Source organism: Streptococcus sp. (assembly GCF_030528045.1).
Taxonomy (GTDB): domain Bacteria; phylum Bacillota; class Bacilli; order Lactobacillales; family Streptococcaceae; genus Streptococcus.
Genome location: NZ_JAUMZR010000034.1, coordinates 1 through 20,809 on the forward strand (window position 1 = coordinate 1; position 20,809 = coordinate 20,809).

Annotated in this window: 18 protein-coding genes; 12 read left to right on the forward strand and 6 right to left on the reverse strand. The window is 42.2% G+C overall.

The window, feature by feature from the left end; all coding sequences use genetic code 11:
* Positions 1 to 110: 110 nt before the first annotated feature.
* The 3 genes from Q4A91_RS07180 to Q4A91_RS07190 all read left to right on the forward strand — a co-directional run bounded on the left by Q4A91_RS07180 (position 111) and on the right by Q4A91_RS07190 (position 4,671).
* Positions 111 to 833 carry a pseudouridine synthase gene (locus Q4A91_RS07180; RefSeq protein ID WP_303212346.1) on the forward strand — a complete coding sequence of 241 codons (723 nt, stop codon included), beginning with the start codon at positions 111 to 113 and terminating at the stop codon, positions 831 to 833.
* Between the two features lie 110 nt (positions 834 to 943).
* Positions 944 to 2,278 (forward strand): aminopeptidase C, encoded by a 1,335-nt coding sequence (gene pepC / locus Q4A91_RS07185; protein WP_303212348.1) that lies wholly within the window; start codon positions 944 to 946, stop codon positions 2,276 to 2,278.
* Between the two features lie 164 nt (positions 2,279 to 2,442).
* Positions 2,443 to 4,671, forward strand: a complete 2,229-nt coding sequence (locus Q4A91_RS07190; protein WP_303212351.1) for an HAD-IC family P-type ATPase — start codon at positions 2,443 to 2,445, stop codon at positions 4,669 to 4,671.
* A 57-nt stretch (positions 4,672 to 4,728) separates the two neighbouring features.
* Here Q4A91_RS07190 and Q4A91_RS07195 read toward each other — a convergent pair whose 3' ends face one another.
* The 4 genes from Q4A91_RS07195 to Q4A91_RS07210 all read right to left on the reverse strand — a co-directional run bounded on the left by Q4A91_RS07195 (position 4,729) and on the right by Q4A91_RS07210 (position 8,627).
* A complete protein-coding gene (locus tag Q4A91_RS07195) occupies positions 4,729 to 5,640 on the reverse strand; it encodes a PTS system mannose/fructose/sorbose family transporter subunit IID (RefSeq protein ID WP_000818316.1) in 912 nt (303 codons plus the stop codon).
* 14 nt (positions 5,641 to 5,654) lie between these two features.
* Positions 5,655 to 6,467: a PTS mannose/fructose/sorbose transporter subunit IIC gene (locus Q4A91_RS07200; RefSeq protein ID WP_001280317.1), complete on the reverse strand. Its 813-nt coding sequence runs from the start codon at positions 6,465 to 6,467 to the stop codon at positions 5,655 to 5,657.
* A 75-nt stretch (positions 6,468 to 6,542) separates the two neighbouring features.
* Entirely contained in the window at positions 6,543 to 7,532 is a 990-nt protein-coding gene (locus Q4A91_RS07205; protein ID WP_000021983.1) for a PTS sugar transporter subunit IIB, read from the reverse strand.
* A 282-nt stretch (positions 7,533 to 7,814) separates the two neighbouring features.
* Positions 7,815 to 8,627 (reverse strand): Cof-type HAD-IIB family hydrolase, encoded by an 813-nt coding sequence (locus Q4A91_RS07210; RefSeq protein ID WP_303212355.1) that lies wholly within the window; start codon positions 8,625 to 8,627, stop codon positions 7,815 to 7,817.
* 186 nt (positions 8,628 to 8,813) lie between these two features.
* Between Q4A91_RS07210 and Q4A91_RS07215 the strand changes: the two genes are divergently transcribed.
* The 7 genes from Q4A91_RS07215 to Q4A91_RS07245 all read left to right on the forward strand — a co-directional run bounded on the left by Q4A91_RS07215 (position 8,814) and on the right by Q4A91_RS07245 (position 16,151).
* Positions 8,814 to 10,232 (forward strand): NCS2 family permease, encoded by a 1,419-nt coding sequence (locus tag Q4A91_RS07215; protein WP_000359241.1) that lies wholly within the window; start codon positions 8,814 to 8,816, stop codon positions 10,230 to 10,232.
* A gap of 55 nt (positions 10,233 to 10,287) precedes the next feature.
* Positions 10,288 to 10,995, forward strand: coding sequence for a CPBP family intramembrane glutamic endopeptidase (locus Q4A91_RS07220; RefSeq protein WP_303212358.1), 708 nt, complete (start codon positions 10,288 to 10,290; stop codon positions 10,993 to 10,995).
* Between the two features lie 76 nt (positions 10,996 to 11,071).
* Positions 11,072 to 12,046, forward strand: a complete 975-nt coding sequence (gene folP / locus Q4A91_RS07225) for a dihydropteroate synthase (RefSeq protein WP_303212360.1) — start codon at positions 11,072 to 11,074, stop codon at positions 12,044 to 12,046.
* A gap of 1 nt (position 12,047) precedes the next feature.
* Positions 12,048 to 13,370: a folylpolyglutamate synthase/dihydrofolate synthase family protein gene (locus Q4A91_RS07230; protein WP_303212362.1), complete on the forward strand. Its 1,323-nt coding sequence runs from the start codon at positions 12,048 to 12,050 to the stop codon at positions 13,368 to 13,370.
* Positions 13,351 to 13,905, forward strand: a complete 555-nt coding sequence (gene folE / locus Q4A91_RS07235; protein WP_303212365.1) for a GTP cyclohydrolase I FolE — start codon at positions 13,351 to 13,353, stop codon at positions 13,903 to 13,905. Before Q4A91_RS07230 ends, folE begins: the two co-directional genes overlap by 20 nt.
* 148 nt (positions 13,906 to 14,053) lie before the next feature.
* A complete protein-coding gene (gene folK / locus Q4A91_RS07240) occupies positions 14,054 to 14,875 on the forward strand; it encodes a 2-amino-4-hydroxy-6-hydroxymethyldihydropteridine diphosphokinase (RefSeq protein ID WP_303212366.1) in 822 nt (273 codons plus the stop codon).
* Positions 14,868 to 16,151 carry a DUF308 domain-containing protein gene (locus Q4A91_RS07245; RefSeq protein WP_303212369.1) on the forward strand — a complete coding sequence of 428 codons (1,284 nt, stop codon included), beginning with the start codon at positions 14,868 to 14,870 and terminating at the stop codon, positions 16,149 to 16,151. The genes folK and Q4A91_RS07245 overlap by 8 nt, the downstream gene beginning before the upstream one ends.
* 50 nt (positions 16,152 to 16,201) lie before the next feature.
* Here Q4A91_RS07245 and Q4A91_RS07250 read toward each other — a convergent pair whose 3' ends face one another.
* Positions 16,202 to 16,519: a DUF960 domain-containing protein gene (locus Q4A91_RS07250; protein ID WP_303212371.1), complete on the reverse strand. Its 318-nt coding sequence runs from the start codon at positions 16,517 to 16,519 to the stop codon at positions 16,202 to 16,204.
* Between the two features lie 203 nt (positions 16,520 to 16,722).
* On the opposite strand from Q4A91_RS07250, the gene ccpA reads away from it, so the two are divergent.
* Positions 16,723 to 17,733, forward strand: coding sequence for a catabolite control protein A (ccpA, locus tag Q4A91_RS07255; RefSeq protein ID WP_303212373.1), 1,011 nt, complete (start codon positions 16,723 to 16,725; stop codon positions 17,731 to 17,733).
* A gap of 53 nt (positions 17,734 to 17,786) precedes the next feature.
* Here the strand turns inward: ccpA and Q4A91_RS07260 are convergent, their stop codons facing one another.
* Positions 17,787 to 18,749, reverse strand: a complete 963-nt coding sequence (locus Q4A91_RS07260) for an asparaginase (protein ID WP_303212375.1) — start codon at positions 18,747 to 18,749, stop codon at positions 17,787 to 17,789.
* 65 nt (positions 18,750 to 18,814) lie between these two features.
* Here Q4A91_RS07260 and Q4A91_RS07265 point away from each other — a divergent pair, with 65 nt between their 5' ends.
* The gene (locus Q4A91_RS07265; protein ID WP_303212377.1) at positions 18,815 to 20,206 is read left to right on the forward strand and encodes a Cof-type HAD-IIB family hydrolase; all 1,392 of its coding nucleotides are present in this window, start codon (positions 18,815 to 18,817) and stop codon (positions 20,204 to 20,206) included.
* Positions 20,207 to 20,809 lie beyond the last annotated feature (603 nt).

Below are 20,809 nucleotides of genomic sequence, written 5' to 3' on the forward strand. Positions count from 1 at the left end.
AAAGCTCCATAATTTCCATAGTGGTTTTTACCCACTACAGATATTATAGAGCCAAGAAAAGGAGGTTGGTCATTGTACCAGCCTCCTTTTGAGTATGATATAATAGTTCTATGAGATTAGATAAATTTTTAGTTGCCTGTGCTGTGGGGAGTCGGACAGAAGTCAAAAACTTGCTCAAGGCTGGACGCGTGACAGTAAATGGTAAAAAAGAAAAGTCAGCTAAACTGCAGATTGATGAAGAAAGAGATGAGATTCGCTTTGATGACCAAGTGCTGGAGTATGAAGAGTTTGTCTACTACATGATGAACAAGCCCCAAGGAGTCATTTCAGCGACTGAAGATTCCAAGCATAGAACGGTTCTAGACTTGCTGGATGATTTGGCTCGGACCAAGGAAGTTTTCCCAGTAGGGCGCTTGGATATTGACACACATGGCCTCCTGCTTTTGACCAATGACGGCCAGCTTGCCCATGCTCTTCTTTCACCAAAACGTCATGTGGATAAGACCTATTTGGCTCAAGTCAAAGGTATTATGACCCAAGAAGATGTGGATGCATTTGCCAAGGGTATTCCGCTCAAGGACTTTACCTGCCAGTCAGCTAAGCTGGAGATTGTATCGGTAGATCCAGAAAAAAATCAAAGTTTGGTTCGTGTAACCATTGCAGAAGGGAAGTTCCACCAGGTCAAACGAATGGTGGCCTACTGTGGCAAGGAGGTGGTGGACCTACAACGTTTGACGATGGGAACTTTAGCCTTGGATGAGAACTTAGAACAAGGAGAATGGCGTCGCCTGACCAAGGAGGAGTTAGAGGAGCTCCTTGCTAGTATTGCTTAGTTTGGATTATGTTAGAAAAGGTGAGGAGAATGTCCTTGCCTTTTTAAGTTTTTCGGTTGCTTCATTTGTGAAAAGAGTTATAATAGACAGTAGAATAAAAGGAGGAATCTATGAACGCGATTCAAGAATCATTTACAGATAAATTATTTGCTAACTATGAAGCAAATGTCAAATACCAAGCGATTGAAAATGCTGCCAGCCATAACGGAATTTTTGCAGCCCTGGAACGTCGCCAAAGCCATGTAGACAATACACCTGTTTTCTCATTGGATTTGACCAAGGACAAGGTTACTAACCAGAAAGCCTCTGGTCGTTGCTGGATGTTTGCAGCTCTCAACACCTTCCGCCACAAACTCATCTCTCAATACAAACTGGAAAACTTTGAGTTATCACAAGCCCACACTTTCTTCTGGGACAAGTACGAGAAATCCAACTGGTTCTTGGAGCAAGTGATTGCGACTGCAGACCAAGAATTGACGAGCCGCAAGGTTAGCTTCCTACTCCAAACCCCTCAACAAGACGGTGGTCAGTGGGATATGGTAGTGTCCCTCTTTGAGAAATACGGTGTCGTTCCTAAGTCAGTTTATCCTGAGTCTGTTTCATCTAGCAGCAGCCGTGAGCTCAATGCCATCCTTAACAAATTGCTTCGCCAAGATGCCCAAATCTTGCGTGACTTGCTCGCTTCTGGTGCAGACCAAGTGACTGTTCAAGCTAAGAAAGAAGACCACTTGCAAGAAATCTTTAACTTCCTTGCTATGTCACTAGGACTTCCACCGCGTAAATTTGACTTTGCTTATCGCGATAAGGATAACAACTACCAAAGCGAAAAGGGGATCACACCACAAGAATTTTACAAGAAATATGTTGACCTTCCTCTGGAAGATTATGTTTCTGTTATCAATGCTCCAACTGCTGACAAGCCTTACGGCAAATCTTACACAGTTGAGATGTTGGGAAATGTGGTTGGTAGCCGTGCAGTTCGCTACATCAACGTGCCTATGGAGCGTTTGAAAGAATTGGCGATTGCCCAAATGCAGACAGGAGAAACTGTTTGGTTTGGTTCAGATGTCGGCCAGCTCAGCAATCGTAAAGCTGGAATCCTTGCGACAGATGTTTATGACTTTGAATCAAGCATGGATATTCAATTCACTCAAGACAAAGCTGGACGTTTGGACTACAGCGAAAGTTTGATGACCCACGCCATGGTCTTGACAGGTGTGGATTTGGATGAAAATGGCAAGTCAACCAAGTGGAAGGTTGAAAACTCATGGGGAGACAAGGTCGGTACAGATGGTTACTTCGTTGCCTCAGATGCTTGGATGGATGAATACACCTATCAAATCGTTGTCCGTAAGGAATTGCTGACAGCAGAAGAACAAGCTGCCTATGAAGCAGAACCAATCGTACTCGCACCATGGGATCCAATGGGAGCCTTGGCAGAATAAAGCATAAAGAAAAAAGGTTAGGGAAATCCTAGCCTCTTTTTAAGTTCTTCTTGAAGTGGCGATAGATGCTGCTTGCTAAGTGAGTTCTCCTTATTTTGAGTCTTTAAGTGACAGAGAAAAAGATATGTGTTACTATAGTAGTACAAAAGGATATCGGAGTAGAAATGAAGTATTTAAGCAGTCAAGACATCAAGGATCGTCAACGAAATATCAGCGACATTAAACCTTATAAAACAACCAAGGAAATTGTCGTTTCAAATATCTTTATCTTCTTTAATGCTATGAACTTGGCTCTGGCAGTTCTGGTAGCCACAACCTTGCGATTTGAAAATATGCTCTTTTTAGGTGTGATTGCTATTAATACAGCCATTGGAATTTTCCAAGAAGTGCGTTCAAAAAATGCCTTGGAAAAACTGAGTTTGCTTGGTAAAAGTAAGTACAAAGTCAACCGAGATGGTCAAACGATTGAGATTGATCCAGAGGACATCGTTCTAGGGGAGTATCTGCATCTCAATCTGGGTGATCAGGTGCCTGTCGATGCAGAAGTCCTTGAAGGGAATATTGAAGTTGATGAGTCCTTGCTGACTGGTGAGAGTGATTCAGTCTTTAAAACAGTTGGTGACAAGCTGATGAGCGGAAGCAATGTCGTCAGTGGCACGTGTCTGGTCCTTGCTAAAGCTGTGGGTCCCGATAGTTATATCAACAAACTTGCAAAATCCAGCAAGGAATTCAAAAAATACCCTTCTCAACTGCGCGATTACATGGATAAGATTTTAAAAATCGTCTCTATCTTGCTAGTGCCAGTTGCCATTCTGCTCTATATCAGAGGTTTTAGTCTAGGGCGGTCTTATGTTGAGATCGTCTTGGGAAGTTCTGGTGCCTTGGTCGGCATGATTCCAGAGGGCTTGATTCTCCTAGTTAGTGTGTCCCTAGCAGTAGCTGCCATGAAGCTGGCTAGAAAGAAGGTTCTGGTGCAGGAGCTATACTGTGTAGAGACCTTGGCGCGTGTAGATGTTCTTTGTTTTGATAAGACTGGAACCATCACTACTGGTAATATGAAGGTCCAAGAAATGGATGCTAATGTAGCAGAGAAACTGTCTTCTTATCTGGCTTATTTCGAGGATGAAAATGCAACTTCCCGAGCTCTGAAGACTTACTTAACCTGTGAGAAAAAGTGGGAAGTTCAAGAAGTCGGTGCCTTTTCAAGCAAAAACAAGTATTCCTTTGTCCAAGTTAAAGATGGAGGAACTTACTTTTTCGGGGCATATGAGTTTCTCGGCTTTACCCAGCTGATGGATGCCTACTATGAGCATCTGAAACAGCAAGGTTTTCGAATCTTGACACTTGCCCATAGTAAGGACCACATCACGAGTCCAGCCAATATGGAACTACTAGGGCACGTCGTTTTGTCAGATGAGATTAAGGACAATACCAAGGAAACCTTTGACTATTTCGAATCTCAAGGTGTTGAAGTGAAGATTATCAGTGGTGATAATCATGTGGCTGTATATGGGGTGGCTCGTAAGGCAGGTTTTAAGGAAGAAGCGCGGGCTATTGATATGACCAAGGTGAGCGATGATGACTTTGAAAGAGTGGTCTTGGAACACGAAATATTTGGTAGGGTGACACCTGAACAGAAGCAAAAGATGGTATCTATTTTGCAAAATGCTGGTAAAACAGTTGCCATGAGTGGTGATGGAGTCAATGATGTTCTGGCTCTCAAGAAAGCAGATATTAGCTTTGCCATGAAGGGGGCTACGAGTGCAGCCAAAAGTGTATCCAATATTGTTTTTCTCACTGATGAATTTGCAGTATTTTATGATATCTTGATGGAAGGACGCCGGGTCATCAATAACATCCAAAAGGTAGCCTCTCTCTTTCTAGCAAAGACCTTCTTCTCCATCGTGTTTGCCATTTTGAGTGTGGTATTTGGTTTGGAATTCGCCTTTATTCCCATTCAGTTTACGATTATTTCAGCTATTACGATTGGGATTCCATCCTTCTTCCTAACTTTTGAGTCCAATAAAGAAAAGGTTAGTACACATTTTATGCGAGATATTTTGACCAATGCTGCGATTGGTGGTGGCATTCTAGTCGCTAGTGTACTCTTGACTAACTTCTTTATCACTGTCCCAGGTCAGGTCAAATTTATTTGCTTCCTACTTGCTTTGGTCAATGGTCTGTGTCTAGTTGCCAAGGTCAGTCTGCCGTTTAATCGATACAAACTAGTCTTGCTCGCACTTTTGAGCCTTGCAGCCCTTGTTGGAGTGCTTGCCAATACCTTTGTCCTGCAAGGAGCGTATGTGCCTTTAGAAACCATCCAAGTCGTCTATGTAGCCATCCTGGCAGTGGTGATTGGAGGCTTGCATTATTTGACTAGAAGAAAAAGTTGATACACAAAAAGAATCAGGATTATTACCTGATTCTTTTTTATTTATATTCTCGATGGTTTACATGATACCGAAGAAACGAGCTGCAATACCTACTGCAAAGAGAGCAAGGATGATTGCGATTGGTGATACTTTTTTCTTAAGCAACCACATGCAAAGGAAAGTAAGGAGAAGTCCCATCAATCCTGGAATCAATGAGTTCAACTGACCTTGAAGGGTTTGTGGTTGAACGCTATCCAAGCTCAATCCGCTGAGTGCTTGACCAAGGATTCCCTTCAATTCTCCACCTGTTACAGCGCCTTCTGGGAAGTTGATATAAGCACCTTCTGCCAATTGTTTACCTGGAAGGTTGACAGTAAAGTTGATAGATACCCAACGTTGTACAAGAACGGCAAGGATGAACATACCAAGGATAGATGCTCCTTTGGTGATGTCTTTCAAGATACCACCAGACATGTCTTTAGTGATTTCAGAGCCAGCTTTGTAACCGAACTCTTGTGTATACCATAGGAAGGCCATACGGATAGCATTCCATCCAAAGAAGAAGAGAAGGGGACCAACAATATTACCAGATGCAGCAAGTGATGCACCAAGGGCTCCAAGGATAGGACGAACTGTAAACCAGAAAACTGGGTCACCGATACCAGCAAGAGGTCCCATCATACCGATCTTAACCCCTTGGATAGCCGCGTCGTCGATTTCAACACCGTTAGCGCGCTCTTCTTCAAGTGCAAGAGTAACCCCCATGATTGGAGCAGCTACGTATGGGTGAGTGTTGAAGAACTCAAGGTGACGCTCAAGAGCAGCCGCTTGGTCTTCTTTTTTAGTGTACAGTTTTTTAATAGCTGGGATCAAAGAGTAAGCCCAACCCAAGTTTTGCATACGTTCATAGTTCCAAGAACCTTGAAGGAATTGTGAACGCCACCAAACTTTTTGACGATCTGATTTTGATAATTGAATTTTTTCAGCCATGATTGTTCCCCTTTCTAGTAGTCTTCTAGGATATCACCGATTGGGTCGTTAGAAGTCGCAGCTCCGCCGCCACCGTTTCCACCTTGTTTTGTAAGGTTAAGGTAGATGAAGGCAAGGGCAACACCGATGACACCAAGGGCAATCAAAGTCAATTGAGAGATTGCTGCAAGAGCAAAACCGATAGCGAAGAATGGCCATACTTCACGAGTTGCCATCATGTTGATAACCATAGCGTAACCAACGGCAACGACCATAGCACCACCGACAGCCATACCACCATTCAACCAGTCTGGCATCAAACCAAGAGCGTCTTGAACAGCAGAAGCTGGGATAGCAATAAGGAAGGCAGCAGGGATTGCAATACGAAGACCTTGAAGAAGAAGTGCAACAAAGTGAGCACGCTCAACAGCTGCAATGTTTCCGTCTTTAGCGGCAGCATCAGCTGAGTGAACTAAGGCAACTGAGATTGTACGAACAATCATAGTCAAGAAAAGTCCAGCTACGGCAAGAGGGATAGCTGTTGCCGTTGCAACGGCGATACCATCAGTAGTAAAGTTACCACCTTTGATCAAGATGATTGCTGCAGCAACAGATGCAAGAGCAGCGTCAGGAGCTACGGCAGCTCCGATGTTTGCCCAACCAAGGGCGATCATTTGAAGAGATCCACCAAGCATAACCCCTGCTTCGAGGTTACCAGTTGCAAGTCCGATAAGGGTACATGCGACGATTGGTTGATGGAATTGGAATTGGTCGAGGATACCTTCAAGACCTGCAAGGAAGGCAACAACTACAACCAAGATAGCAGAAATGATTGAAATATCTGACATGGTTTTATTCCTTTTCTATTTAGTTTTAATAAAGTATTTAATCCTGTTTTCAAAAATGATAGAAACAGATTAACATTATTGAACGTTTGCTTTCTTAATCAAGTCAAACAAATCTTTTTTCGTGTCGTTTGGTACTTTACGTACGTCAAATTCAACACCGAGGTCACGCATTTTTTCAAAGGTTGCAACGTCTTCTTTGTCCATAGACAAAACGTTGTTGATCATTGTTTTACCTGTTGAGTGAGCCATAGAACCAACGTTAAGGGTCTTGATTGGCACGCCACCTTCGATAGCACGAAGTGCATCTTGTGGAGTTTCAAACAAGATAAGGGCATGAGTTTCGCCGAAACGTGGGTCTTTTGCAACGTCGATCAATTTCTGGATTGGGACAACGTTAGCCTTTACACCGTTAGGAGCTGCTTGTTTGATCAATTCTTTACGCAACTCGTCGTTTGCAACGTTGTCTGAAGCAACGATGATACGATCTGCTTTTGAATCTGGAGTCCAAGCAGTGGCAACCTGACCGTGAAGGAGACGAGTGTCTAGACGAGCAAGGTTGATTTTCAGTTTACCATCACCGATAACTGTTCCTTCTGGAATAGCAGCTTGGGCAACTGGAGCAGCTGCAGCAGTTGCAACTTCCTCAACTGGGTTAAGCTCTTCTGGAAGAGCCTTGATGCCATCTTTGGCTTCTTTAATGATATTCGCAGCGACTTTATCCACACCTGCATTCGCGTCCATAAGGCGCTCTGTGTAGGCTTGGATCAACATCGGCAAGTTCAGTCCTGTGATGATGGCAAACTTACGTTCTGGATTTTCTCCCATTACGCGGCTAGCTTGGTTGAATGGAGATCCACTCCAAAGGTCAGCCAATACTAGAACCTCATCTTCTGCGTCAAATGCAGCCACAGCGTTGTTGAATTTAGCGTAAAGGTCATCTGGACCTTCATTTGGCATAAAGGTTACAACTTGAACCTTTTCTTGTTCACCAAAGATCATAGATCCTGACTGATGAATACCCGCAGCAAATTCGCCGTGGCTCGCAATAATGATTCCGATACTCATTATTGTCATTCCTCCTTATAAAATGTTTGACTGTATGTTTAAGAAAACTTTAAGCCTAACTTTAAGTATAAACCGTTTTCATATAAAAATCAACTACTTTTTCTAAAAAGATGTACGAGTTTTCATAGAATGACTTTTTAAAAATATTAATATATAAATAATTTTGAGAGGTAAGTGAAAATGGCGATAGAAAATTTAATATAAAAATACAGAAAACGATGTGCTTTTGTGAAAACAGAATGAAAACAAAAAGGAAAGATTGTGACCATGCAATCTTCCCTTTTATAGGAATAAATTTTGTAAAGCGTGGGCAACTCCATCTTCTTCGTTGGTCAGAGGAAGTTGTTCGTCTGCATATGGAAGAAGAGCAGGATTGGCGTTTTTCATAGCATATCCCTTGCCTGCAAATGCTAACATTTCGGTGTCATTATGCTCATCACCAAAGGCGATTAAGTCTTTTTTATCACGATTCATCACATTGAGCAAGTGCTCTAGAGCAAAGGCCTTGTTTACACCCTTGGGAGTACACTCGAGGATGTTGAGGGGACCGCCCCAGGTATTGATAGCTAGTTGGTGCTGATAAAAACGATTCATCTCGTCCGCTAAAGCATATTTGTCTTCAGCCCTTGTTTGCAAGAGGATGCAGTTGGGATCTTTGGTTACTCGTTCGGGTTTGAATTGATTTTCCGGCCGGAAGTTCTCTACGCCAAATAGTTTAGGATCCGCAATTTCTTCATTCGGAGTCGTGATATAGAATTTTTTTCGATATTCTCCTGCAATAAAATCAGCCTGGATGTCCTCTGTGCGTTTGACCATGTCTAGGAGATATTTTTTGTCCAAAGTCAAGCACTTTTCATGCGCCCAAACCTGTCCTGGTAGATGGGTTAGGGAACCATTAAAGTTAATCATGGGAGTATGCAATTCTAGCTCACGGTAGAAATCTTTTGCCATACGATACGGACGGCCTGTCGTGATGATGACATGGTGCCCTTTTTCTGAAATTTTTTTGATCGTCTCTTTGGTGAAATCGGAGAGCTTGCTTTCACTATTCAGCAGGGTTCCATCCAAATCGACTGCGATAATTTTTTTAGTCATATAAACCTTCCTAGTCGTTTCCAGATAAGATGTCTTCTATTATATCAAAAAGAAGGAAGAAAAGCAGAAAAGAACAAAAACTACAGTTGCTTTGATTTATTAAATAAATCAAACAAACATATTGAAAAGGTGAATGATAAATGATATAATACTAATATTGTTCGTAAAAACAAAAGGAGATTAAAGATGGACAAACTATTTAAACTAAAAGAGCACGGTACAGATGTCCGTACAGAGGTGCTTGCTGGTTTAACAACATTCTTTGCAATGAGTTATATTCTATTTGTAAACCCTCAAATGCTTTCCCAAACGGGTATGCCTGTTCAAGGTGTGTTCTTGGCAACGATTATCGGTTCTGTAGTCGGTACTTTGATGATGGCTTTCTATGCTAATTTGCCGTACGCACAAGCACCAGGTATGGGACTAAATGCCTTCTTTACATTTACAGTTGTATTTGGGATGGGCTATACTTGGAAAGAAGCTCTTGGTATGGTCTTCATTTGTGGAATTATTTCATTGATTATTACCTTGACAAATGTTCGTAAAATGATCATCGAATCTATTCCAACAACACTTCGTTCAGCTATTTCCGCTGGTATTGGTGTTTTCCTTGCCTATGTTGGAATTAAGAATGCTGGTCTCTTGAAATTCTCAATCGATCCAGGTACTTATACGGTAGCAGGTGAAGGAGCGGACAAGGCTCAAGCTGCACTTACTGCAAACTCAGCAGCTGTTCCAGGATTGGTAGACTTCAATACTCCAGCAGTATTGGTGGCTCTTGCAGGTCTGGCTATTACCATCTTCTTTGTTGTTAAAGGCATCAAGGGTGGAATCATTCTTTCTATTTTAACAACGACAGTCCTTGCCATTGCTGTTGGTGTTGTCAAATTATCAGGGATTGACTTTGCTAGCAACAATCTTTCAGCAGCGGTTAATGATTTAGGAACTTTGTTTGGTGCTGCTCTGGGTTCAGAAGGTTTAGGATCTTTGATTTCAAACACTTCACGTTTACCAGAAACCTTGATGGCTATTCTTGCCTTCTCACTAACGGATATTTTTGACACAATCGGTACTCTTATCGGTACTGGTGAAAAAGTTGGTATCGTTGCGACAAGTGGGGAAAACCATGAGTCCGCTAAATTGGACAAGGCTCTTTACTCTGACTTGGTTGCAACTTCAGTAGGTGCCATTGCTGGTACTTCAAACGTTACGACCTATGTTGAATCTGCGGCTGGTATCGGTGCTGGTGGACGTACTGGTTTGACAGCCCTAGTGGTTGCGATCTGTTTTGCTCTATCTAGCTTCTTTAGCCCACTTCTAGCGATTGTTCCTACAGCTGCCACAGCACCAATTTTGATCATCGTCGGAATCATGATGCTTTCTAACTTGAAAAATATTCCTTGGGATGATATGGCTGAAGCTGTTCCTGCCTTCTTCACATCTATCTTTATGGGATTCAGCTACTCTATCACACAAGGGATTGCTGTTGGTTTCTTGACATATACCTTGACAAAAGTTGTCAAAGGTCAAGCTAAAGATGTGCACGTGATGATTTGGATTTTGGATGCCTTGTTTATCCTTAACTATATCAGTATGGCGCTATAAATGGTATAATAGAAAAAGGGGAGTTTCCCCTTTTTCTATTATAAGGAGGTACATCATGAAAGATAAGACGATTTGGCAAGAGGTTTTGAATAGAGGGAAATGGGTGATCATCCTTTTGGTAGCTTTTGTTCTATCTCAATTTCCCATAGGACTTGCTTTGTTTTTAGCAAACAAACAGTTTCCGATTTTACAGTCAGGGCTCTTAGTAGGTGCTCTATCCATAGTCGTTTTGATTGTATTCATTATTGGCGCACGAAAAACACAACTTGCTACTTTTAATCTATCCTTTTTTAAGGCAAAAGACTTGGCTCGCTTGGTACTGAGTTATCTAGTGATTTTTGCGACAAATCTCTTCGGTTCACTCCTGCTTCGACTAACAAATGAGGCAACAACCAGTAACCAATCAATACTGAATGGTTTGGTTCAGAATAGTTCCTTGATTTCAACTTTCTTCCTACTAGTCTTGATTGCGCCGATTTGTGAAGAAATTTTGTGTCGTGGAATTATTCCAAAAAAGATCTTCCGTGGAAAAGAAAAACTTGGTTTTGTTGTTGGTGCAATCGTCTTTGCCTTACTCCATATGCCAACCAATTTACCTTCTGTGATTATTTATGGAGGAATGTCAACGGTTTTGACTTGGACAGCCTATAAGACTGAGCGTTTGGAGATGTCCATTTTGCTTCATATGATTCTCAATGGTATTGCATTTTGTTTGTTGGCCTTATTGGTGTTGATTAGTAGAAATCTAGGTCTATCATTCTAAACCATTGGCCTACTTGGAAAAGATGAATACTAACGTGTCCATCTTTTTTCTTTTTATGGTAAAATAGAGGGATAATATGGTAGAGAACCTTAGGAGAGTGACCGATATGTCAAGTAAAGCTAATCATGCAAAAACAGCTATTTGTGGAATTATCAATGTAACACTAGATTCTTTTTCGGATGGTGGGCAGTTTTTTGCTCTTGAGCAGGCGCTCCAGCAAGCTCGTAAATTGATAGCAGAAGGAGCGAGCATGCTAGATATCGGTGGAGAATCGACTCGGCCGGGCAGTAGCTATGTTGAGATAGAAGAGGAAATCCAGCGTGTTGTTCCAGTGATTAAAGCTATCCGTGAGGAAAGTGATGTTCTCATTTCCATCGATACTTGGAAAAGTCAGGTGGCAGAGGCTGCTTTGGCTGCTGGTGCCAATCTGGTCAATGATATCACTGGTCTCATGGGAGATGAGAAAATGGCGGATGTGGTTGCTAAGGCTGGAGCAAAAGTGGTTATCATGTTTAATCCAGTCATGGCTCGACCTCAGCACCCTAGTTCGTTCATATTTCCTCATTTTGGTTTTGGGCAAGCTTTTACAGAGGAAGAGTTAGCTGACTTTGAAAAAATGCCAATCGAAGACTTGATGAAGGATTTCTTTGAACGAGCTCTAGCGAGAGCGAATCAAGCTGGGGTAGTAAGAGAAAACATTCTGCTGGATCCAGGAATTGGCTTTGGCCTGACCAAAAAGGAAAATCTACTCCTTCTACGGGACCTTGATAAATTACACCAGCAAGGCTATCCGATCTTTCTTGGAGTTTCGCGTAAGCGGTTTGTCATTAATATCCTGGAGGAAAATGGCTTTGAAGTCAATCCTGAAACGGAAGTCGGTTTCCGCAATCGAGACACAGCTTCTGCTCATGTAACCAGTATCGCTGTGAGACAGGGTGTGGAAGTGGTGCGCGTGCATGATGTTGCCAGTCACAGGATGGCAGTTGAAATTGCCTCTGCTATTCGTTTGGCAGATGATGCAGAAAATCTAGATTTAAAACAATATAAGTAAGATGAACGAAATTGAAAACAATCAGTGGATTGCCCACTACCGTACGGACCAACCGCATTTTGGTTTGGAGCGAATGGTGGAACTCCTAGCTCTGCGAGGCAATCCCCATCTCAAACTTAAGGTCATCCATATCGGCGGGACCAATGGTAAAGGTTCAACCATTGCTTTTTTGACAAAGATGCTGGAAAAGCTAGGGCTGAGAGTCGGGGTGTTCAACTCGCCCTATCTCATTCATTATACAGACCAGATTAGTATTAATGGGGAGTCCGTTCCCGAGGCTAGGCTAGAAGCCCTCATGGCTGACTATCAGTCTTTGCTTGAGGGGGAATCTGCTGACAATTTGCAGGGAACAAGCGAGTTTGAGATTATCACAGCTCTAGCTTATGATTACTTTGCCTTAGAGCAAGTAGATGTAGCCATCATGGAAGTCGGTATGGGTGGCCTTCTGGATAGTACTAATGTTTGTCAGCCAATTTTAACAGGAATTACGACCATTGGACTGGACCATGTGGCCCTACTTGGTGACACCTTGGAAGCCATAGCAGAGCAGAAAGCTGGTATTATCAAACAAGGTATTCCATTAGTGACAGGTCATATTGTTCCTGAAGCCTTGACTGTTATTGACCGCATTGCGGAAGGGAAAGATGCGCCGAGACTTGCCTATGGGAATGATTACCAGGTTCGTCATCAAGAAAGCGTGGTAGCGGGCGAAATCTTTGATTATACCAGTTCTGTCAGACAAGGTCGCTTTCAAACAGGTCTGCTTGGTTTGCACCAGATAGAAAATGCGGGGATGGCGCTTGCTCTCCTAGACACTTATTGCCAGGAGACTGGACGGGAGTTGGCAAGTAATGACTTGGTTGCTCAAGCTTTGAAAGAGACCAGATGGCCAGGGCGTTTGGAGGTCGTATCTAGCGATCCCTTGTTGCTTTTGGATGGGGCCCACAATCCCCATGCTATTAAGGCTTTATTAGCAACATTGCAAGAACGCTTTGTGGATTATCATAAGGAAATCCTCTTTACGTGTATCAAAACCAAGGCTTTGGAGGATATGCTGGATTTGCTAGAAACGGTGCCAGATAGTCAATTGACTTTAACCCATTTTGACGATAGTCGGGCGACGGATGAAAGCGTGCTGAAAGAGACAGTCAAGTCTAGAAATCTCAATTACCAAAGTTGGCAGGATTTTCTAGAGCAGAAATTGACAGATAAAAAGGAAGAGAAACAAACAGTTAGGATTGTCACAGGTTCCTTGTATTTCTTGAGCCAAGTGAGAGCCTATCTGATGGAGAGGAAGAACGAGAATGGATACACAAAAGATTGAAACGGCTGTAAAAATGATTATTGAGGCTGTTGGCGAGGATGCTAACCGCGAGGGCTTGCAGGAAACACCTGCTCGTGTAGCTCGTATGTACCAAGAGATTTTTTCAGGTCTTGGCCAAACTGCTGAGGAACACCTGTCAAAATCCTTTGAGATTATTGACGACAATATGGTTGTAGAAAAGGATATCTTTTTCCACACTATGTGTGAGCACCACTTTTTGCCTTTTTATGGGAGAGCGCACATTGCCTACATTCCAGATGGACGTGTAGCAGGCTTGTCCAAACTTGCCCGTACGGTTGAAGTTTATTCTAAAAAACCACAGATTCAAGAACGGCTGAATATCGAAGTGGCCGATGCCTTGATGGACTATCTGGGGGCTAAAGGAGCCTTTGTTGTCATTGAGGCCGAACATATGTGTATGAGCATGCGTGGTGTCAGAAAGCTAGGCACGGCAACCTTGACGACAGTAGCGCGAGGTGTATTTGAAACAGATAAAGACCTCCGAGACCAGGCTTATCGTTTAATGGGACTATAATACTCTTCGAAAATCAAATTCAAACAACGTCAGCTTCACCTTGCCGTACTCCAGTACAGCCTGCGGCTAGCTTCCTAGTTTGCACTTTGATTTTCATTGAGTATAAAAAGAATCCGCTTCATGCAGATTTTTCTAGAAAGGACTAGTTATGGATCAACTGCAGATTAAAGATTTGGAAATTTTTGCCTATCATGGTCTTTTCCCTAGTGAGAAGGAATTGGGGCAGAAGTTCGTTATTTCCGCAAGCTTATCTTATGATATGACCAAGGCGGCTACAGAATTGGATTTGACAGCTTCTGTCCATTACGGAGAACTGTGTCAGCAGTGGACGACTTGGTTTCAGGAAAGCACTGAGGATTTGATTGAAACGGTAGCCTACAAACTAGTTGAACGTACCTTTGAGATCTATTCTCTTGTCCAAGAGATTGAGTTGGAACTAAAAAAACCTTGGGCTCCAGTGCATTTACCGTTGGATAACTGCTCGGTGACCATTCACCGTCGTAAGCAACGGGCCTTTATCGCCCTAGGAAGTAATATGGGAGATAAGCAAGCAAACTTGGAAAAAGCCATTGACAACCTGCGAGCTCGTGGCATCCATATTCTCAAAGAGTCCAGTGTTTTGACGACGGAGCCTTGGGGTGGTGTGGAGCAGGATAGCTTTGCCAATCAGGTGATTGAAGTAGAAACCTGGTTACCAGCACCAGTCTTGTTAGAAACATTATTAGCCATCGAGTCAGAAATGGGACGGGTTCGAGAGGTGCATTGGGGGCCTCGTTTGATTGATTTGGACCTACTCTTTGTGGAGGACCAGATCATTTACACAGACGAGCTCATTTTACCTCATCCTTATATAGCAGAACGCCTCTTTGTTCTTGAGCCGTTAGTGGAAATAGCTCCCCATTTTATCCATCCAATCTTAAAGCAACCAATTCGATACTTGGTTGACCAGTTGGAGCAAGGAAATGCCTAAACTTTCCGAGACCTATAGTAAGTGGAAGAGTATCGGGGAGGGACTACTTGCTATTGTTCTAGGGCTTCTCTTGATTCGTTTTGGACAAGTTATTCCGAGGATGGGGTACCAGTTGCTGATGGGCTATTTTTCCTTATCAGCAGTTTGGCACTTGTTGACTCGCTGGTTTCAGGATAAAAAACGTCGGGAAAATATCTTTGTAACCTTGGCCAAGCTGGTGGTAGCGGCTCTCGTGTTTGACTCTATCATCTTGCAAGACCTTGCCCTCTATCTCTTGGTCTTTGTCATTGCGAGCTACCAGCTGTTTACGGGTGGCATTAGTCTTGTGACCTGGTCTCTCTATCGAAAAAATGCTATTCATCCTCGACTTCACCATCTCTTCGATGCTGTATGGATGATAGGATTTGGGCTTTATAGCATCTCTCCTTTTCACGATGCAGCGAATTTTGAATTGCTCTTGCTTGGGTTTTACTTGCTCATGTTAGGGGCTAGTAGCCTTCGGGACGGTTTCTTTTTTGAAAAGATAGAAAACAATCCCAAGCTGAAGCGGCGTATGCGAATGACCTTGCCGATCTTTGTGACGGCTCTGATCCCTATCAGTACCTTGCGAAAACTAAATGAGTGGCTGTCAAATCATGAAAGCCAAGAAGGGGAAGTTCATTCAGAAAGAAAAAACGACCAGACGGTCGATCTGGAAATTTTTATTCATACCTCAGAAACCTCCTTCTTCCTCGCCATGGGACATGTGGATATTTGTTATCAAGGGAAGGTTATTTCCTATGGTTCCTATGATCCCCACTCGGAGCGTTTATTCGGCATGGTTGGAGACGGTGTTTTGTTTAAGGCCAATCGGGAAAAATACATTGAGCTTTGTAAGAGGGAAAGTCAGAAGACCTTGTTTGCTTATGGTCTGAGTTTGACGAACCAACAGAAAGCAGCCATCCAAGCTCGTCTAGCAGAGATAGAAGACCTGTTAATTCCTTGGGAACCAAGCTCGCAGTTGATGAAAAGAAGAGAGGGAGAGGTCAAGCATACCTACTCCTACCAACTGAAAGAGGAAGCAGATGCAACCCTCTATAAATTCAGCTCATCCGAGTTTAAGACCTACTTTGTTCTCAGTACCAATTGTGTCTTGCTGGCAGACTCTATCGTAGGAAAAGCTGGGACAGATATATTGAGTCCCCAAGGTTTCATTGTGCCAGGGACTTATCAGGATTACCTTGATTTAGAGTATACAAAACCAAACGGTCTAGTTGTTAGTCGATCCATTTATTAGAAAAAGAAAACTCTAGTTTCTCAGTAGTTTGCGCCGAGAAGCTAGAGTTTTTAAAATAGGTCATTTTCTTCTGGAAGGAGGATGGTTTCTCTACCGTCCAAGTCTAAAACAAGGACCCTAGGAGGATGAAGCGGATCAAAAGGATGATTGAAATCAAAATCGATGCTAGTCGGAAGATGCTGGCTAGAAAAATGGAAGGTGATGGTCCCCTTATTGTTGAGCAGTTGAAACTCAAGTTCTTCTTCTAATTCAAAGACATTTTTCAGGAAATGATCAATAATATACCATAAAGAGTCAATGACATCGTCAGGCAGGCTGGTCACGACGCCAAAACTAGCGGATCGTCTCTGTGTATTTGTAAAAGCCATGCTTTCCTCCCCCTTTATTTTCCTTATCATACAGCAAAATGTCTTAAAAATCAAGAAATCCTACTCGCTTTTTCAAAATGGGAATAAACTGTGAAATTTTTTCAAAGTTTCTCCTAAAAATACTTGAAAGTGTTTACAATAAGTGGTAAAATGGAGTAAGTAGATGCGTGAAAGCGAAATTTTCATTATAGAAAGGAAACGGAATGAATACAGATGATACAGTAACGATTTATGACGTTGCCCGTGAAGCAGGAGTTTCAATGGCAACAGTTAGCCGTGTCGTTAATGGCAACAAGAATGTTAAAGAGAACACTCGAAAAAAAGTCCTAGAAGTGATTGATCGCTTGGACTATCGTCCAAATGCGGTAGCACGTGGTTTGGCTAGCAAGAAAACAACGACAGTCGGAGTTGTGATTCCGAACATTACCAATGGTTATTTCTCAACACTTGCTAAGGGGATTGACGACATTGCTGAAATGTACAAGTATAACATTGTCCTTGCAAATAGTGATGAGGATGATGAAAAGGAAGTTTCAGTGGTCAACACTCTCTTTTCAAAACAAGTCGATGGGATTATCTTTATGGGCTATCACTTGACTGAAAAGATTCGTTCAGAGTTTTCTCGTTCACGGACACCGGTTGTTCTTGCTGGTACTGTGGATGTAGAACACCAACTTCCAAGTGTCAATATCGACTACAAACAAGCAACGATTGATGCTGTAAGCTACCTTCTCAAAGAAAACGAAAAGATTGCTTTTGTGAGTGGACCACTTGTTGATGATATCAATGGCAAGGTTCGTTTGATCGGTTACAAGGAAGCCTTGAAAAAAGCTGGACATTCTTATAGTGAGGGCTTGGTCTTTGAATCAAAATACAGCTATGACGATGGTTATGCCTTGGCAGAACGCTTGATTTCATCACAAGCTACAGCTGCAGTTGTAACAGGTGATGAATTGGCTGCGGGTGTGTTGAATGGTTTGGCTGACCATGGTGTATCTGTGCCAGAAGAGTTTGAAATCATCACGACAGATGACTCTCAGATTGCACGATTCACTCGTCCAAACTTGACGACTATTGCCCAACCTCTTTATGACCTAGGTGCTATCAGCATGCGTATGTTGACTAAGATTATGCATAAGGAAGAGTTGGAAGAACGTGAAGTTCTCTTACCTCATGGTATGACAGAACGTCGTTCAACACGAAAACGTAAATAGAAAAAATCAGGGAATCGCGAAGATTTCCTGATTTTGCGTTCTAGAGAAGAGTTTTATCCTTCCATATAGTCTTTCAAAGCCTGCCCTTTTAATCCAGCATTAAGGGCAATTAATAATTTGAGGCGCGCTTTTTGAGCGTTGAGTTCTTTGACAAAGAAAACACCAGCTCGTTGCAACTCCACCCCTCCACCTTGGTAGGCGTAGACAGGTTCAGCAATACCATTAAAACATCGTGAGACCAAGGCGACTGGGATTCCTTTTTGCAGGAGATTTTCCAACTTTTGAGCTGTTTCTTTGGGAACATTGCCTGCTCCAAAGGCCTGAATGACTAAGCCATCCAGTTGTTCCAAGTCTAACATATCGATCAGCTCGTCTGTCATACCTGCATATGCTGAGATGATGGGAACCAGACCTTGAATATGCTCAAGATCAAACCGGACACGAGGTTCAGCCGTTTTGAAGTAGAGGATTTCTTGCTTCATGATGAGACCAAGTGGTCCATGTGTTGGGGTTTGAAAGGTGCTGACGTTGGTCGTATGAGTTTTGGTAACATACTTGGCTGCGTGGATCTCGTCGTTCATGACGACCAGTACACCCTTGTCGGCTGCTTTGTCATCGCTGGCAACTCGCAAAGCGCTCAGATAGTTATATACACCGTCGCTACCAAGTTCGTTTGAACTACGCATGGCCCCTGTTAGAACGATGGGGATGGGCAGAATTTTCATGGTATCAAGGAAGTAAGCTGTTTCTTCTAAGGTATCTGTACCATGTGTGATGACAACTCCATCGTAGTTATCAGCTTCCTCTTTAATTTTATGATAGAGTGCAAGCATATGCTTGGGTTTGATATGAGGGCTTGGCAGATTAAAAAAGTCTAGGGCATGAACCTCAATCCTTTCAAGTGGATTGGAAACATGGTTCATGGGATTGTCCTGACTAGTTACAACGGCACCAGTGGTGTCTGCTTGCATGGAAATGGTCCCACCTGTATGTAAAACAAGGATTTTCTTAGGCATGATTTAGTCACTCTTTCTGAAATGTGGTATAATCATTGTAACACAAAAGGGGAGAATGGGACAGGATGGAAGTCAAGGCTGTTTTTTTTGATATCGATGGAACGCTAGTCAACGATCGCAAGAGTGTTTTGAAATCCACTAAGGACGCGATTAAGATTGTCAAAGAGCAAGGAGTGCTTGTTGGAGTAGCGACAGGACGAGGGCCGTTTTTTGTCAAGGAATTGATGGAAGACTTGGATCTAGACTTTGCGGTGACCTACAATGGCCAATACATTTTTAATAAAGAAAAGATGCTCTTTGCAAGTCCAATTGCTAAGTCAAGCCTGCGTCAACTGATTGCTTACGCTAAAAAGGAGCGTAAAGAAATCGCTCTTGGAACCGAGCATGCCGTTGTTGGTTCGAAAATTATGTCATTTGGTCTCGGATCCTTTTCCCAACTGGTTAGTCGTTTTATTCCGACTGTTCTGACAAGAACCGTTAGCCGTTCCTTTAATCGAATGGTCAGCAAGGCAGTTCCTCAAAAGGAAAACGACTTGCTTAACTTGATTAATCAACCCATTTATCAAGTTTTGATGCTGATGACGCCAGAAGAATCTGAGAAGGCAGCAAGTGATTTTGAAGATTTGAAATTAACTCGAAGCAATCCTTTTGCAGCAGATATCATCAACCAAGGAAATTCCAAACTAGAAGGCATTCGCCGAGTCGGGAAAGAATATGGCTTTGATCTCAACCAAGTAATGGCCTTTGGTGATTCCGACAACGATCTGGAAATGTTGGCAGGTGTTGGTATGTCGGTCGCTATGGGAAATGGCAGTAGCAGTGTCAAAGAAGTTGCCAAGCATATTACGGCAAGTAATCAACAAGATGGTATCCACAAGGCGCTCGAGCACTTTGGTGTTTTGGCTTCAGAAAAAGTGTTTGTCAGTCGAGACTACCACTTTAATAAGGTCAAAACCTTCCACCACATGATGGATGAACGAACTCAAGAAGAACCACAGGCATGGGATGCTGAAGGTGCAACCCACCGCGCAGATTTTAAAATTGAAGAATTAGTAGAGTTTGTTCGTGCGGCAAGTTCTTCGGAGGAAGAATTCCAAAACTCTCTTGCAAGCATGCATGAGGCACTTGATAAGGCAGCAGAGAAAGTGGCGAAAAAGACGCCTGCTAAGCAAAATCTGGTCGGTCAAGTGGATGCTTTGATTGATACATTGTATTTCACATACGGCAGTTTTGTATTGATGGGAGTGGATCCAGAACGCATTTTTGATATTGTCCACGAAGCAAATATGGGAAAGGTTTTCCCTGATGGGAAAGCTCATTTTGACCCAGTTACACACAAGATTTTAAAACCAGATGACTGGGAAGAAAAATGTGCTCCGGAACCTGCCATCCGACAGGAACTACAACGTCAGTTTAAAGCTTATGAGCGTCATAAAGAAAGAAAAAATAAAAAATAAGAGAAATTTCTTTTCCCTTGATGAAAAATTCGGGGATTTTTTGAGCTAAAAAACCGAACAATTTTATATATATCACTAATTATTATTAGTGTATTTATACTAGAAAAAGAAAAGAAAAAATGAAAAGATAGTGAAAATAAAACAACGGGAAATTACATTGCGTACAAAGAATAGTTAAAAAGCTAGATATATTACTAATATATCTAGCTTTTCTTTTAAAAAACATCAAAAAAGACGAGTCAAATTATTTGATATTTGAAAGTTGATGTGTTGGAATAAATTAAGAAAGCGAATAAATATAAAAATCTTCATATTGCTATAATATGCTCTTTTTAAAGACAGAAAGTCAGCTTGTTTATTTCAGGCCTGTTAACAAGTTGATGTGAGGAGTTCACTCTAGCTTTGAGGTTTAGTCATAAAATTGTGCACAATTGCTTTCCAAATTTTTATTATTTTAATTATCAAGTTTAAAAATTAAAGAATTAAGAGGTTGAAGTGAAGAAAAAATATACCTATTTGACAGCTTCTGTTTTAACAGCTGTAACAATGCTTTGAAAAGGCAACACTTTTCTGTACAATTTTTATAAAGTGTTTTTTAAGGGA